We start from the raw sequence: 16,000 nt of genomic DNA, 5'->3' as shown, positions 1-16,000 counted from the left end.
AGGGCGGCCCAAGCGGTGATCGTCGTGGCTTGCTCTAGCGAACAGTGGCCGGCGTCTGACCCTGTCTACGTCGCTCTCACGCGGCGCACGGGATTTACCTTCGCAATCCTTTTCGATGGCGGCTACCCCTCTCTCGAGGTGGCCTAATTATGACGTCGCAAGATCGATACCCAATCGGCCGCCTCTACAAGTGAAAATTGGGCCTCCGCACTCTCCGGAACGGTGGACACCAGATTAGTTGTAGCTGGTGTCGTGATCCGCCATGAAGTCAGGCCGGCAAGGATAAGTCCATGTTCCCGGAGGATTGGATGGGCAAGCGCATCCGGCGCAGACCGATCACCCCGCTGGTTCTACCGTGATTAGTAAAGTTGATCGTTTCGATGGGAATATCCATGCTACGGGTTACTGCACACGATGCGTTTTAAGGGACTTGATCTTAATCTTCTCGTGGCTTTCGACGCTCTGATGACTGAGCGCAACCTCACGGCGGCCGCGCGCAGCATCAACCTGAGCCAGCCAGCTATGAGTGCGGCCATCGGCCGGTTGCGCGCCTATTTTCGCGATGAGCTATTCACGATGATGGGTCGCAAGCTTGTTTTAACGCCGCGCGCGGAAGGCCTCGCTCCCGCTGTACGTGAGGCTCTACTGCACATCCAACTCTCCATTATATCCTCGGACCGGTTCAACCCGGCTCAATCGGACCGCCGCTTTAGGATCATCCTTTCCGATTTCATGACGCTCATATTTTTAAGTAAGGTCGTCGAGCGTGTCGCTCGCGAGGCTCCTGCCGTCAGATTTGAGCTGTTGCCCCCAGATGATGACCCTGCTGAGCCTCTCAGGCGCGGCGAAATCGACTTTCTAATCCTTCCGGAAATGTTCATGTCGAACGCACATCCTAAAGCGGCGCTTTTTGATGAGACGCTTGTGTGTGTTGGCTGCGGCGCGAACATGCAGTTATCGCAGCCTTTGACGTTCGAGAGGTATATGTCGATGGGGCACGTTGCGGTCAGGTTCGGGCGGACGCAAAAGCCGACCGTCGAGGACTGGTTTCTGCTTGAGCACGGTCTGAAGAGACGGGTCGAGGTTACCGTGCAGGCGTTTAGTATGATTCCGCCCGTGCTGTCTGGCTCCGATCGTATAGCGACCATGCCATTTCGTATGGTTAAGCATCTCGCAAAGACAATGCCCTTGCGGTTCGTCGAACTTCCACTGCCGCGTACTGGGTTCACCGAGGCCGTTCAGTGGCCTGCCCTCCACAACTGCGATCCGGCAAGCCTTTGGATACGAGAGGTGCTGTTGCAGGAAGCGTCCCGCACGGCTTCTGAGCTATAGCGCAGTTTTGTCGATCGGGCCGCGCAGGTGACGCTATTTGCTGGCCTTGTAGGGACATCAATGCCACCCTTTCACCTGACACTGGCAGTGATCTTCGGCAACTGGCTCTTGCGCATCAGCCGCCGCGGGCTTTTCGCGACCGCTGTCACTAGCTTGAGCACCAGTAGGCGAGCCGTCGTCGGAGACAGTGAACGCTTGGTTCGCCCGGCCTGACGCCGGCGTGTCGCGAGCTCGCTTTTGGTGAGGCGCGCCGTCCGAAAACCGTTCCAGCGCTTGACGGGCAAGTCATAGAAGGTCGGCAGCGCCCGTTAATCCTTGCGCATACCTGATTGAGTTCACCTGGGCTTGCATTGAGCATCCGGAAAAATAATGGCGCATTGTCAGGCAGGTTCGGGGCCGAGTCGTCGATGTGCGCGCGACTATCTCTGGGTTGCTGGGGCCCAATACTGCGGAAGTCGGTGAGGTCTTCACGTAGGATCTTAATGGTCCGAAGGCTTTTGATGCGTTAAGAGATCTCTTGGCTTTAACGCCATGATGAAGGCAATCTTCACTTCACTGTTGGCCGCACGATGCGCCCGACAATGCGGTCTGTGGCTCGTAAGAGCGGCCGGGCCCATGCTGAAGCTCTCATGTTTCGAGCCTAGGATGTGCCAGTCAGGCAGTGCTCACGTGATCATTCGCTGAGGTATATCTGGCGGAACTTTGGCGCGTCGTAGCCAAAGGCCCGACGCGTGATCCTCAACTCGTGCGCGCTGTCGCTGATCCGGACCGGCCCAATCCTGAGACCACCACACCGGTTCATCAGGTACTGGTCGGGATCATTGATCACCTGGATGAGCAGATTGCAGGCTTTGGCCAAGACATCCCGGAGCAAGCTACAGAGGATGAGATGGTGCGGCGGCTGAGCGGCGTCGCGGGTGTCGGTCCGGCCATTGCGATGGCTCTGGCCGCACTTGCCCTGGCGCCTGAGACCTTCAAGCACGGCCCAGACTTTGCCTCCGGGATCGGTTTGACAGCTCTCCAGCGCTTGGTCGGAGGCAAGCAGAAGCTTGGTGCTGCTTCCACGATGGGTGCGCAGACTTAGGTCGCCTGCTGGTCATAGGTGCGAAAGCCCTTGTGAGTTTTGCGCCGTTAATGGAGCTCCGGCAGGCCCTTGGGTGGCGCGCATAGGAACGCGTAATCCCGATGATGGACTTGCTCCGATTTTGATACTGCTGGCGAATGGGTTGGAGCCCTTGAGGCAGGGATTGGCGTTCTGGGTTTGAGGGGGCAGCCCACTATCCCGGAGGTCCTCATGTCGCTCCGCCCGATCCCGTGCCGTGATGTCCCGGCCGCAACGGCAGCCGTCGCCCGTGCCGCGTTCCCGCATGGCATCCCCTATCTGCGCCTGCGTGACCACCTTGGGACGATCTTTACCGATGCCCAGTTCGCGTCTCTCTTCGCCCCTTGCGGGCAGCCGGCCGAATGCCCGTGGCGACTGGCGCTGGTGAGCGTGCTGCAGTTTGCTGAGAACCTCTCTGATCGGCGGGCGGCTGATGCGGTCCGCAGCCGCATCGATTGGAAATACCTGCTGGGCCTGGAACTGACCGACCCTGGCTTCGATGCCTCTGTGCTGAGCGAGTTCCGCGGTCGTCTGGTGGCGGGAGGCTTGGAAGAGCAGCTCCTCGATACACTTCTGGTCCTATGCCGGGAGCACGAGCTGCTGAGCGCTCGAGGCGGTCAGCGCACCGACTCGACCCATGTGCTCGGGGCGGTTCGTTCGCTGAACCGTCTCGCCTGCGTGACCGAGACCATGCGGGCGGCCCTCAATGTCTTGGCGTCCACGGCTCCCGCATGGTTGCGCGCTCATGCCAATCCCGCCTGGATCGAGCGCTCTGGCAGGCGGGCTGACGACTATGACGTCCCGCAAGGCGAGGCGAAGCGGCGCGCCCATGCCGAGCAGATCGGGCGCGATGGTCATCAGCTGCTGGCGGCCATCATGGCTCCTGGTGCACCGATCTGGCTGCGTGAGATCCCGGCCATTGAGCTGCTGCGGCAGGTCTGGGTGCAGAATTTCTGTCTCACCGACCAGGCTCAGACCGGAGAACCTGGGGCGGGCGCATGCTCTGAGACCACTCCCCGGGTGCGGTGGCGTACCGAGCATGAGGGATTTCCGCCCTCCCTGCTGATGGCTGGGTCACCCTACGATCCAGAGGTCCATTATGCCAATAAGGGGACGACAACCTGGGTCGGCTACAAGGTTCATCTCACCGAGGCTTGTGACGAGGGCGGCCCGCACCTGATCACGCATGTGGAGACCACGCCGGCGCCCATCGTTGATCGTGATGCTGTCGAAGATATCGATGCGGCGCTTGAGGCCAAAGGTCTGCTGCCCGCCACCCATCTTGTCGATGCCGGCTATGTCGCGGCCGACCAGCTCGTGGCCAGCCGGAAGAAAGGCGTGCGGCTCCTGGGGCCGGCCCCTAAGGACTACCAGTGGCAGGCCCAGTCCGGCAAAGGCTTCACCGTGCAGGACTTCATCTTCGATTGGGGCCGGCAAGTCGCGATATGTCCGGCCGGGCACGAGAGCCGGAGCTGGCGTCCCGATTACTGGCAAGGACGAACCGCCTTCAAGGTGCGCTTCTCGACGACCCACTATCGTCCCTGTCCGTTGAAGCCACAGTGTACCCGGAGCGACCGGCGCCTTCTGACGCTGCGCCCTCAGGAGGAGCACGAGACACTGGCATCCGCACGCGAGCGTGAGGCACTCCCGACCTTCAAGCAGGACTATCAACAGCGCGCCGGGATCGAGGGAACGATCTCGGCCGGGGTCCGTGCTCTGCACCTGCGGCGCTCCCGCTACATTGGGTTGGCCAAAACGCATCTGCAACACGTGCTGACGGCGGCCGCCATGAACCTCATTCGGCTCGGGGCTTGGTTCGCTGGCACGCCGCTCGCACGAACTCGGCAGTCCGCATTCACCAAGCTCATGATGGCTCCCATCCCAGCGTGATGAATTCGCCAGCAGTATCCTTTCCGAAGCAAGTCCACACACCCTCTGCGCCGTCATGGCGAGAGCCGGGATGCAGTAGGCTCCCGTCGCTGTGAACGAACCGCCTGCTACTCTGAGGTGCTGGGATGTGGGAAGATTATGGGAGAGACGGCGCAGTGATCGATGAGACAGGACGAGCACAAGAAACATTGTGACATGCGCTCCAGCAACGTGCTTATGCTTTGGACCTGATCCGGTAAAATCCGGGCGCGGCCTATGACCCGCCGCGTCAGAGGCCGGACAAATGTCCACAACCGACTACGCGTTGCACCGAACCCGAAAATTGTTCCTGCGCCAGACTGGGGGTCCATACATGTCGGAAATGGAAGGGCTGGAACATATTCTGCGACAGGGCCTCTCCGTCGATGAAGCTGGCATGCCTACAGGCCTCCATTTGGACGTGCGTTGATCCAACTGTGTGTACACTATTAGATCGCTACGCCCCGCGGGTCTTCAGTAAGATCAATGAAAAGTGGTCACAAGCATCGCCATCCGGCACCCTCAGTCGAATTTGTCGCGTCCGTGACACGGGCTTGTTTCAATCCGCCCCTTCCTTCCCTGGGCTAAGTATCTGATAGAGTATAATAAAAATCATCCTTTGGCTTGATTGGTCAAATTGGCACAACTCTTGAAACTCCATCGTCGTAGGGCCGGCTGGTGTAGCCGACTTTTATTCATGTCCTAGGTGACATGACAACCGACGAAATAGAGGAGGAAAACAACATGGCAGGTCTGCGTCAGATCGCATTTTATGGGAAAGGAGGTATCGGCAAGTCCACGACCTCCCAAAATACGCTCGCCGCCCTTGTCGAACTTGGGCAAAAGATCCTCATCGTTGGATGCGACCCCAAGGCCGACTCCACCCGCCTGATTCTGAACTCGAAGGCGCAGGACACGGTCCTTCATCTCGCGGCAGAGGAAGGCTCAGTGGAAGACCTTGAGCTCGAAGACGTGCTGAAGGTGGGCTACAGAGGAATCAAGTGCGTGGAGTCCGGCGGCCCCGAGCCGGGCGTTGGTTGTGCCGGTCGCGGCGTCATCACCTCGATCAACTTCCTTGAGGAGAACGGCGCCTACGACGATGTCGACTATGTCTCCTATGACGTTCTCGGCGACGTGGTGTGCGGTGGCTTCGCGATGCCGATCCGCGAGAACAAGGCCCAGGAAATTTACATCGTAATGTCAGGCGAGATGATGGCGCTGTATGCCGCCAACAATATCGCTAAGGGCATCCTGAAATACGCCCATGCAGGCGGCGTGCGGCTTGGAGGCCTGATCTGCAATGAACGCCAGACTGACCGCGAGCTCGACCTCGCCGAGGCGCTGGCATCCAGGCTCAATTCCAAGCTCATCCACTTCGTGCCGCGCGACAACATCGTCCAGCACGCCGAGCTCAGGAAAATGACTGTAATCCAATATGCGCCGGACTCGAAGCAGGCCGGGGAATACCGCACGCTGGCCGAAAAGATCCATGCCAATTCGGGCCAAGGCACAATCCCGACCCCGATCACTATGGAGGAGCTTGAGGAGATGCTGCTCGACTTCGGCATTATGAAAACCGACGAGCAGATGCTCGCCGAGCTTCAAGCCAAGGAAGCGACGCTGGCCCAACATTAACCATTAGTCCCGACAGGGAGCGCCGACCTTGACTCGGTGGCATCTCCGTGAACGACGCCTCGTCTGTGAGGCGCCATGCCAACCTAAAAAAGGGGCAGATCCTATGAGCCTCGACTATCAGAATGACGTCACTTTACATGAGAAGCTTATCGAGGAAGTGCTGTCGCACTATCCAGACAAGTCGGCGAAGCGCCGTAAGAAGCATCTCAGCGTCGCGACAAGCGGAGGTGAGGCTAGCGAGGCGGACACGACCGATCTCGAATGCGATGTCAAATCGAACATCAAGTCCATTCCAGGCGTGATGACGATCCGCGGCTGCGCCTATGCGGGCTCCAAAGGTGTAGTGTGGGGTCCGGTCAAGGACATGGTCCACATCTCGCATGGACCGGTCGGATGCGGTCAATATTCCTGGTCACAGCGCCGAAACTACTACACCGGTATAACCGGGATCGACACGTTCGTAACGATGCAGTTCACCTCTGACTTCCAGGAGAAGGACATCGTTTTCGGCGGCGACAAGAAGCTGGAAAAGATCATCGACGAAATTGAGGAACTGTTTCCCCTCAACAAGGGAATCACCGTGCAATCCGAGTGTCCAATAGGCCTCATTGGCGATGATATCGAGGCGGTGTCTCGCAAGAAGGCCAAGGAGCACGGGAAAACGATTGTACCGGTGCGCTGCGAGGGCTTCCGCGGCGTCTCGCAATCGCTCGGCCACCACATCGCCAACGACGCAATCCGCGACTGGATCCTCGACAAGAAGGAGGTCGAGTTCGAGGCTGGCCCCTATGATGTCAACGTCATCGGCGACTACAATATTGGCGGCGACGCCTGGGCCTCGCGCATCCTGCTTGAGGAGGCGGGGCTGCGCGTAGTCGGCAACTGGTCTGGGGACGCCACGCTCGCCGAAATAGAGCGGGCGCCAAAGGCCAAGCTCAACCTCATCCACTGCTATCGGTCGATGAACTACATCTGCCGACATATGGAGGAAAAGTACGGCATCGCCTGGATGGAGTACAATTTCTTTGGTCCCTCCCAGATCGAAGCCTCACTGCGTAAGATAGCCAAGCATTTTGGGCCGGAGATTGAGGCGAAGACCGAGAAAACTATCGCCAAGTACCGGCCGTTGGTCGACGCGATCATCGCCAAGTACCGGCCGCGCTTGGAAGGCAAGACGGTGATGCTCTATGTCGGCGGTCTGCGCCCCCGTCACGTCATCACTGCCCATGAGGATCTCGGCATGGAGATTGTCGGCACCGGCTACGAGTTCGGCCACAACGACGACTATCAGCGCACCGCCCATTACGTGAAGAAGGGCACACTGATCTATGACGATGTGACTGGATACGAGTTGGAAAAATTCATCGAGGGGATCCGCCCTGATCTCGTTGGCTCCGGCATTAAGGAGAAGTACCCAGTGCAGAAGATGGGGATCCCATTCCGTCAGATGCACTCCTGGGACTATTCCGGCCCTTATCACGGTTATGATGGTTTTGCCATCTTCGCCCGCGACATGGATCTGGCCATCAACAACCCAGTCTGGGACCTCTACGACGCTCCTTGGAAGAAAACTGCCGCGAGGTCCGCATCGATCGCAGCCGAATGAGAACCCAGCCTCCCAGAGCTAGCGAGGCAGACGAACGCCCGCGGCTCCTGATCCGCTGGGGACCTGAATTGTTTCGACACTACCAGGCCGTCACAGGGCCCGGCTACTTGGAAAGAGGTGACCACCATGCCACAGTCGGCTGAAAAAGTTCTTGACCACGCTCCCCTGTTCCGTGAGCCGGAATACAGGCAGATGCTCGCCGAAAAGAAGCTCAACTTCGAATGTCCGTACCCGGATCAGATGGTCAACGATCTCTGCGAGTTCACCAAGACCTGGGGATATCGCGAGAAGAACCTCGCGCGCGAAGCGCTTCTCGTTAACCCAGCCAAGGCCTGCCAGCCGCTCGGCGCCGTGTTCGCGGCTGCGGGCTTCGAGCGTACTATGTCGTTCGTCCATGGCAGCCAAGGCTGCGTGGCCTATTACCGCTCGCACCTGTCGCGCCATTTCAAGGAGCCTGCATCCGCGGTATCCTCCTCGATGACTGAAGATGCGGCGGTGTTCGGGGGCCTCAAGAACATGGTTGACGGCCTCGCCAACACCTACACGCTCTACGACCCGAAGATGATCGCCGTCTCGACCACCTGTATGGCGGAGGTCATTGGCGATGACCTGCACGGATTCATCGAGAACGCCAAGAACGAAGGTTCAGTGCCGCGTGACTTCGACGTTCCTTTCGCGCATACGCCGGCATTCGTTGGGAGCCACATTGATGGCTATGACGGCATGGTACAAGGCGTGCTAGAGCATTTTTGGGATGGAAAGGAGCGCTCAGAAGCCGCTGGCGTCGTAAACATCATTCCGGGTTTCGACGGCTTCTGTGTGGGCAACAACCGTGAATTGAAGCGCCTGCTCGACCTGATGGGCGTGTCCTATACCTTCATCCAAGACGCCTCTGACCAGTTCGACACGCCGTCAGACGGCGAGTTCCGCATGTTTGACGGCGGTACGAAGATCCAAGACGTGAAGGCGGCGCTCAACGCCGAGGCGACACTGTCGCTGCAGCATTATAGCACTCGAAGCACGCTGAAATATTGCGAGGAAGTTGGGCAGGCGGCAGCCTCGTTCCATTACCCGCTCGGAGTTCAGGCGACAGACGAGTTCCTGATGAAGGTGTCGGCGATTTCAGGCAAGGAAATCCCAGAGGCAATCCGACTGGAACGCGGTCGACTGATCGACGCCATGGCGGATAGCCAATCCTGGCTCCATGGTAAAAAATACGCCATCTACGGCGATCCCGACTTTGTCTACGCCGTAGCCAGGTTTGTCATGGAGACCGGTGGCGAGCCGACCCACTGCCTGTCCACCAACGGCACGGCGGCCTGGGAAGCCGAGATGAAGGAACTGCTTGAATCCTCCCCATTCGGTAAAGCCGCTCAAGTTTGGCCGGGCAAGGACCTCTGGGCCCTGCGTTCGCTGCTCTTCACCGAGCCGGTGGATCTCCTTATTGGTAGTTCCTATGGCAAGTATCTGGAGCGCGATACCGCCACACCGCTGATCAGGCTGACATTTCCGATCTTCGACCGGCACCATCACCATCGCTTCCCGCTCATGGGCTACCAAGGTGGGCTGCACGTCCTAACGACGATCCTCGATAAGATCTTCGACAAGCTTGATCGGGAGACAATCGTACCAGGCGTAACAGACTACTCGTATGATCTCACCCGCTAAGGCCACTGGTCGGCCTTCGTCGAGGTCGGCCCCCTGTCGACGGACAATGGAAGCCCGCAATGTCTTCGCTCAGTGCCAAAATTCTGAATCTCTTCAGTGAGCCCGCCTGCGAGAGGAACCGCGGCAAAGATGCTAAGGCGCGTAAGAAGGGTTGTTCGAAGCCGCAGACTCCCGGGGTGGCAGCCGGGGGCTGCGCCTTTGACGGCGCCAAAATCGTGCTGCAGCCGATCACGGACGTCGCTCATCTTGTCCACGCGCCACTCGCCTGCGAGGGGAATTCCTGGGACAACCGCGGCGCAGCTTCGTCCGGACCAACACTTTGGCGCACAAGCTTCACGACTGACCTCACTGAACTCGATGTGGTGATGGGACACGGTGAGCGGAAGCTTATGAAGGCGATCCGCCAGATCAAGGACGCACATTCCCCGCAGGCGATCTTCGTCTATACGACCTGCGTGACAGCGCTGATTGGCGACGACATCGAGGCGGTATGCGAGCGTGCAGCGGAACAATTTGGGCTCCCCGTGGTGCCGATCAATGCACCCGGCTTCGCTGGTTCAAAGAACCTCGGCAACAAGCTCGCCGGCAAAGCATTGCTCGACCATGTGATTGGCACGGTGGAGCCCGACGAGACTAGCCCTTACGATATCAACATCCTTGGTGAATTCAACCTCTCCGGCGAATTCTGGTTGGTGAAGCCGCTCCTTGACCGACTCGGCATCAGGGTGCGCGCTTGCATTTCCGGCGACGCGCGCTACCGCGACGTTGCCTCCGCGCACCGCGCCCAAGCCGCTATGATCGTGTGCTCGAAGGCATTCATCAATCTTGCCCGCAAGATGGAGGAGCGCTGGGATATCCCATTCTTCGAGGGCTCATTCTACGGGATCACAGACACCTCGGAAGCACTCCGGCAGATCGCTGGGCTGCTCGTGAGGAAGGGTGCCGATCCGGAGATCCTCGGCCGCACCGAGGCACTGATCGCAGAGGAGGAGTCTCTTGCGTGGAAGAAGATCCAAGCCTTTCGGCCGAAGCTCGAAGGCAAGCGGGTGCTGCTCAACACCGGCGGCGTGAAGTCCTGGTCGGTCGTCCATGCGCTGCTGGAAATCGGCCTCGAGATCGTCGGCACCTCAGTCAAGAAATCGACGCTCGAAGACAAAGAGCGCATAAAACAGATCCTCAAAGACGAGCACCACATATTCGAGTCGATGGCGCCGCACGTGCTCTATGCCACGCTCTCAGAGCACAAGGCCGACATCATGCTGTCGGGGAGCCGCACGCAATTCATCGCGCTGAAGGCCAAGATCCCCTGGCTTGATATCAACCAGGAGCGTCATCACCCCTATGCGGGTTACGACGGCATGGTGGAACTCGTACGCCAGATTAGCCTCGCCATTCACAACCCGATCTGGCGCGAAGTGCGGGAGCCGGCTCCTTGGGACAGCCAGACTGGCGCCGAGGAGGAGTCGCCGAGCACAAAGTGTGAGACCGCGACTGTTCACGCTCTCAACAAATGCGCCGGCATGAAGCCCAACGGCTTCGCCGAGCGTTGAGGAAACCTGATGGCCCGCATCGTCCCCCGAACCAAATCCGCGACGGTCAACCCGCTGAAATCGTCGCAGCCACTCGGCGCCGCCCTTGCCTTTCTCGGGGTTGCGGGTGCGATGCCGCTGTTCCACGGCAGCCAAGGCTGCACCAGCTTCGCGTTGGTGCGCTTGGTTCAGCATTTCGCGGAAACGGTTCCCTTGCAAACGACGGCGATGGATGAGGTTGCTACGATCCTAGGCGGGGCGGACCAACTGGAGGAGGCGATCCTCAACCTCACAACACGCGCCAATCCGAAGCTGATCGGAGTCTGCACGACAGCGCTGGTGGAATCCCGCGGTGAGGACCTCGCCGGCGACATCGCGCGTATCAAGGCGGAGCATGACGAGGAACTCGCCCGCACCATGGTCGTGATGGCCAACACGCCGGACTTCCATGGCGCGATCGAGGACGGCTGGGCCGCCGCGGTAGCGGCTATGATCGAGGTCATCACGCAGTCAGACAGACAGGCGCGCGACACAAGGAAAATCGCCATCCTGCCCGGTTGGAACCTGACCGTGGCTGATATCGAGCATCTGCACGATACGGTCGAGAGTTTTGGACTGGAGGCGGTGATCTTGCCCGATGTATCTGGCGCACTCGACGGCACTGTTCCTGATGACTGGATTCCAACAACGTATGGCGGGACGGCTGTCGATGATATCCGGAAGCTTGGCACAGCCATTAAGTGCGTCGCCATTGGCGAGCATATGCGCCACCCAGCGGAAGTGCTCCAGAACCTGACCGGCGTTCCTTACGTGCTGTTCCACTCGCTCACCGGACTGAAAGCCGCCGACCAGTTTATCTCCCTGCTGTCCGCATTGTCGGGCGTGGCGGTACCAGCCAAGCTCCGCCGACGCCGGGCGCAACTGCAGGATACATTGCTCGACGCACATTTCCATTTTAACGGCAAGAAAATTGCGATCGCCGCCGAACCAGACCAACTCTACCAACTCGCGACCTTCTTCGTTGGCATGGGCTCAGAGATCGCGGCGGCCGTTGCCACGACCGATACGTCGCAAATTCTCGAGAAAGTGCCGGCGGAAATGGTTCAGGTCGGCGATCTTGGCGACCTGGAAAGTCTCGCCGCGGGCGCTGATCTCCTCGTCACCCATTCGCACGGACGCCAAGCGGCAGAGCGCCTCGGCATTCCCCTCATGCGCGTCGGCTTCCCGATTTTCGACCGGCTCGGCAGCCAACACAAGCTCACGATTCTCTATCATGGCGCGCGCGACCTGATCCTTGAGGCTGCCAACATCTTCCAGGCGAACCAGCAACCGCCGACGCCCGAGCGACTTGATCTAATCCGTAACCGGGAAATGAAAGATGACCTCCATTCGTCGCCTCTCGCTCGCCTCTGACGAGGCTCAGGTACTAATGCCGCAACGGCAAGCCGGTGCATTGCGCGTGGCGATTGCCACGCAAGACATGAAAGGCCTGAACGCTCATTTCGGGGCGGCCAAGTGTTTTGCTGTCTTTGACGTGACGTGCGACGCATGGACGTTTATGGAAGCATTGGCTGTCGACAACGTTTCCGACGAGAGTGGGAATCATCAGACCGGAGGCGACGCCCGCATTGCCGCGAAGGTGGAGGCGTTGAAGGGCTGTCATCTCCTGTTTTGCTTGGCAATCGGCGGGCCTTCGGCGGCAAGACTTGTTTCGGTAAAAATCCACCCGGTCAAAGTGCCGCATCCTCAGTTCTTTGAGGATGTACTGTCGCGCACCCAGACAATGCTCAGGACTGCTCCTCCGCCGTGGTTGCGCAAAGTGCTGGCTGAAGTCGGTGACCCCGCACAAAGACTATCATTTGACGTTTGAACGAGGGGAGGGCGAAATGTCTGCTTCTGCGGCTAGCACTGCTGTCAACAAGGATGGAACAGCGCTTACCACCTTATTTGTCAAATGCCTCGTGCGGATAATCCGGGCTCAGGACTCCTACGGCTCATGGGACAGAAAACTGGACGCTGAGCTGCTGGCCAACTTCATCGTCACCAAGGACCAACGCCGCGCGATCCCGATTATCGGCAACCCCAATCCAGACGTCCGGCGGAGGATTGCCATTTTCTATTCCGCCGTTGGGCTTGCAATCAGGGAGCGCTCCGGCCTTATGGCGTCGCCGATGATAGAGATCAGCGATGAGGGCTTCGGGTGCGTGCATCTCACGGTTGGGCGGTTGGTCGTTGTGTCGAAGATCATACGGGATGCCCACCGGTTCGGCTTCGAGACGCTTTGGCGGCTTGCTACGGCTGGATCGATTCTGGTCGACGACGCGATCGCAGCCATCGAAGCCTACCCCGAGGTAGCACGAGCGTGATGGGGCGGGTTCTTGATCAGGGGGATCATGCTAGACCCGAAGAGTTGCAGAAGAAGGTCCACAAGCGACAGTGGCAGACGGGAGCTGCGAATATGGAACTATATGACTCTGCGGAGAACCTCCTTGACAGCTGCACTGAGATTAGGGCCCATCCTGAGAAAGCCTTTAACTGTATTGCCGAGTTGGGCGCTGCCAGGAGTGATCTCGGCTCGTTGGAGGGCTCCAGATGAAGGGCCCTTTCCTGACCCGCGACGGCTCTTGCTGGGTGCCGTCGTATCTGACCGCTATCGATGGCCCGACCTGCATCGGGTGCGGCCGGTGCTTCAAGGTCTGCTCGCGTGAGGTCATGCACCTTTACGGCGTTGATGACGTGGGCGTACTCATAGGTGTCTGCGACGGCGAGGATGACGACTTCGATGGCCGTCTCAATCGCATGATCATGGTTGTGGACCATGCCGGACGCTGCATAGGTTGCGGAGCCTGCGCCCGCGTCTGCCCGAAGAACTGCCAGACCCATGTTGCCTTCGATGAGATGTCTGCATGATCTGGCTGACCAACTAGCTCCTGTCTGACGGCCTGAGTGTGCGCAGGTACTGCCGCATGAAAGCGAGCTTCACCATCGCCGAGAAGTTGACGGCAAGTTTCTCGTGCCGAGGGGCGATGGATCGGCCTCCCTTCAGCCATCCAACACAGCGCTCAATGGCGTTGCGTCTGCGGTCAAGATCAGGATCGAAGGATCGCGCGCAGCCCTTCCCCATGTTGCCGCCGGTCCGGGGTGGAATGACAGGCCGGATAGGGCGTCGCCGCAGATAAGCAAAGGCCGGCCGGTCGCTATAGGCCGTATCGCCTGCCAAGTACTTGGGTCTTGTGCGTGGACGGCCCCTGCGGCTGGGGAGGCGGACTGCCATAAAGGTTGGCTCGAAGGCCGGCATCTCGTGCTGCTGCCCAGGTGTGAGCGTCAACCCGAGCGGCAGACCAGCACCATCGCTCACCAGGTGGATCTTACTGCCGAACCCGCCCCGGGAGAGGCCGGGCGCATGGTCGTCCGGCTCCTGCGGATCGGCTTTTTTCGGGCTCCGGCGGCGGAACGGCTGGCCCGCAGAGGTGTTGTCGATGCACCAGAGATCCAGGTCGATCAGCCCCTTGGCATTCAGCTTGAGCCGGAGCCGATCCAGGATCGTGTCGAACAACCCCTCACGGGGCCATCGGGTGAGGCGCTCATCGACGGTTTGCCAGGGGCCGTAGTGTTCGGGCAGGTCGCGCCACTGCGCTCCGGGACATCGCGTCCACAGCAGCCCGTTCACCACCTGCCGATGGTCGCGCCAGCGCCCGCCGCCGTGGCGACCGGTCCTGGGCATGAGATCCGCAATCAGCTCCCATTGAGCATCGCTGAGGTCATGCCGCCGCATCGCACGTCTCCGCCTCGGTGAGCCCCACCAAGGCAACAGCCATGCTCTCATGCAGGTTCACAGGCCGTCAGACAGGATCTAGCTGTCGGTCGCGGAGGGCTTTAGGTCGGACGTATGCAGGTCGCTACCCATTCAGGGCCTGACCGGTGTTCCGTCCGAGAAGAAGATCGCTATCTGCATGCCCCGTAAGGTCGCTTGATGCGAATCGCACGGCGGGGTCGGTCCATCAGTCCGGGGAGGTGTATTTCTGACCCTACGACAGCAAGTCTGACACCGGGGCTCCACCAGGCGGTAGTAACGTTCCACAGGATACGAAGGCCTCATTCATGCATTGATCTAAGGACACCCGATGGGGCAGACTTCACCCTGCTATCGTAACTCGCGGCAATTTGACCGCGGCCGACAGACCACCCAAGTCGCCTGAAACGCCGTTCAGACAAACCGAGCCATCTTATTGATCCGGCTTGGGTGATCTTGAGATCTGCGGCCGGGCGATCCAGTTTGGCGGGATGAAGCATATAGACATGCGCAAGCTGCCAGCAGCCGCGCAAGAGGAGCGCCGCCGGCAGGTCGTCGTCCTGCGCGAGAGCGGCCTGACCTATGAGGCTATTGCCGCCCAGGTGGGCCTGACCCGCACCGGCGTGTTCGATATCTGCCGCCGCTCTGCCGAGCAGGGCTTAGTCGGATTGGCCAGCGGACCACGCGGCCCGGCTCCTGGCACAGGACGGTTTCTCGAGGCCGATCAGGAAGCGCAGGTCCGCGCGCTGATCCGCTGGCACACGCCCGACGAGCTCGGTCTGCCCTTCGCCCTGTGGAGCCGGGCCGCGGTGCGGGAGCTCATCGAGCAGCACTGCGGGGTCCGGCTGGCGGTGCGCACGATGAGCACCCACCTGGCCCGCTGGGACTTCGCGGCCCAGAAGCCGCTCCGCCCCGCCGATGAGCAGTCGCCAAAAGCCGTACTGCGCTGGCTGCGGCAGGACTATCCGGTTATCATGGTGCAAGCCAGACGGCACAAGGGCACGATTGTCTGGGGGACGAGACTGGATTTGCTCCGACGATGGGCGCGGCCGCAGCTTCGCCCCTAAGGCCGGACGCCGGTGGTGCGCCCCAGCCACAAACGCGCGGAACTGCGCCTGATCTCGGCTGTGACCAACAAGGGCGAGCTGCGCTGGATGGTGCTCGATGGCGCCGTCAAGGCTGCGAGCCTGATCCGCTTTCTCGGGCGGCTGATCCAGGATGCCAACGGCAAGGTGTTTCTGATCTGGGACAACCTGCCGGCTCATCGGGCCCAGACGGTGCAGGACTGGTTGGCAGCGCACACGGAGCAGATCGAGGTCTTCTCCCTGCCATCCTTTAGCCCTGAGTTGAACCCGGACGAGGGCCTGAACGCCGACCTGAAGCAGGCTGTGACGCGCAAGCCGCCCGCCCGCGGCAAACCCGAACTT

14 protein-coding genes are annotated in these 16,000 nt (G+C 60.0%); 13 read left to right on the top strand and 1 reads right to left on the bottom strand.

All coding sequences use genetic code 11. The features are described from left to right. Positions 1 to 414 precede the first annotated feature (414 nt). From OCW50_RS29890 to fdxB, 11 genes are all read left to right on the top strand, one after another. Positions 415 to 1,332 carry a LysR family transcriptional regulator gene (locus tag OCW50_RS29890; protein ID WP_262272202.1) on the top strand — a complete coding sequence of 306 codons (918 nt, stop codon included), beginning with the start codon at positions 415 to 417 and terminating at the stop codon, positions 1,330 to 1,332. A 745-nt stretch (positions 1,333 to 2,077) separates the two neighbouring features. Continuing rightward, complete coding sequence (locus tag OCW50_RS29885; protein ID WP_210807279.1) at positions 2,078 to 2,416, top strand: transposase; 339 nt, start codon at positions 2,078 to 2,080, stop codon at positions 2,414 to 2,416. Positions 2,417 to 2,626: 210 nt separating this feature from the next. Further along, positions 2,627 to 4,324, top strand: a complete 1,698-nt coding sequence (locus OCW50_RS29880; RefSeq protein WP_210807281.1) for an IS1182 family transposase — start codon at positions 2,627 to 2,629, stop codon at positions 4,322 to 4,324. Positions 4,325 to 5,086: 762 nt separating this feature from the next. Further along, the gene (gene nifH / locus OCW50_RS29875; protein ID WP_114948803.1) at positions 5,087 to 5,977 is read left to right on the top strand and encodes a nitrogenase iron protein; all 891 of its coding nucleotides are present in this window, start codon (positions 5,087 to 5,089) and stop codon (positions 5,975 to 5,977) included. A 103-nt stretch (positions 5,978 to 6,080) separates the two neighbouring features. Beyond that, positions 6,081 to 7,583, top strand: a complete 1,503-nt coding sequence (nifD, locus tag OCW50_RS29870) for a nitrogenase molybdenum-iron protein alpha chain (RefSeq protein WP_210807283.1) — start codon at positions 6,081 to 6,083, stop codon at positions 7,581 to 7,583. 126 nt (positions 7,584 to 7,709) lie between these two features. Beyond that, positions 7,710 to 9,251 (top strand): nitrogenase molybdenum-iron protein subunit beta, encoded by a 1,542-nt coding sequence (gene nifK / locus OCW50_RS29865; RefSeq protein WP_210807285.1) that lies wholly within the window; start codon positions 7,710 to 7,712, stop codon positions 9,249 to 9,251. A 59-nt stretch (positions 9,252 to 9,310) separates the two neighbouring features. After that, positions 9,311 to 10,801 carry a nitrogenase iron-molybdenum cofactor biosynthesis protein NifE gene (gene nifE / locus OCW50_RS29860; RefSeq protein ID WP_210807287.1) on the top strand — a complete coding sequence of 497 codons (1,491 nt, stop codon included), beginning with the start codon at positions 9,311 to 9,313 and terminating at the stop codon, positions 10,799 to 10,801. 9 nt (positions 10,802 to 10,810) lie between these two features. Continuing rightward, entirely contained in the window at positions 10,811 to 12,193 is a 1,383-nt protein-coding gene (nifN, locus tag OCW50_RS29855; RefSeq protein WP_210807289.1) for a nitrogenase iron-molybdenum cofactor biosynthesis protein NifN, read from the top strand. Further along, entirely contained in the window at positions 12,159 to 12,650 is a 492-nt protein-coding gene (gene nifX, locus OCW50_RS29850) for a nitrogen fixation protein NifX (RefSeq protein ID WP_210807291.1), read from the top strand. The genes nifN and nifX overlap by 35 nt, the downstream gene beginning before the upstream one ends. A 16-nt stretch (positions 12,651 to 12,666) precedes the next feature. Continuing rightward, a complete protein-coding gene (locus tag OCW50_RS29845; RefSeq protein ID WP_114948797.1) occupies positions 12,667 to 13,146 on the top strand; it encodes a NifX-associated nitrogen fixation protein in 480 nt (159 codons plus the stop codon). Positions 13,147 to 13,372: 226 nt separating this feature from the next. Further along, positions 13,373 to 13,690, top strand: a complete 318-nt coding sequence (gene fdxB, locus OCW50_RS29835) for a ferredoxin III, nif-specific (protein ID WP_114948795.1) — start codon at positions 13,373 to 13,375, stop codon at positions 13,688 to 13,690. Positions 13,691 to 13,703: 13 nt separating this feature from the next. Here the strand turns inward: fdxB and OCW50_RS29830 are convergent, their stop codons facing one another. After that, positions 13,704 to 14,555 (bottom strand): IS5 family transposase, encoded by an 852-nt coding sequence (locus OCW50_RS29830; protein ID WP_262300107.1) that lies wholly within the window; start codon positions 14,553 to 14,555, stop codon positions 13,704 to 13,706. Between the two features lie 464 nt (positions 14,556 to 15,019). Between OCW50_RS29830 and OCW50_RS29825 the strand changes: the two genes are divergently transcribed. Further along, entirely contained in the window at positions 15,020 to 15,640 is a 621-nt protein-coding gene (locus tag OCW50_RS29825) for a winged helix-turn-helix domain-containing protein (protein ID WP_262300106.1), read from the top strand. A 12-nt stretch (positions 15,641 to 15,652) separates the two neighbouring features. Further along, a partial coding sequence (locus OCW50_RS29820; RefSeq protein ID WP_315974496.1) for a transposase occupies positions 15,653 to 16,000 on the top strand: 348 nt, incomplete at its 3' end.

It is taken from the genome of Microvirga sesbaniae, from assembly GCF_025460805.1.
GTDB classification, from domain to species: domain Bacteria; phylum Pseudomonadota; class Alphaproteobacteria; order Rhizobiales; family Beijerinckiaceae; genus Microvirga; species Microvirga sesbaniae.
Note: the sequence above shows the minus strand (reverse complement) of the source record. Positions and strands in the feature narration are given on the sequence as shown.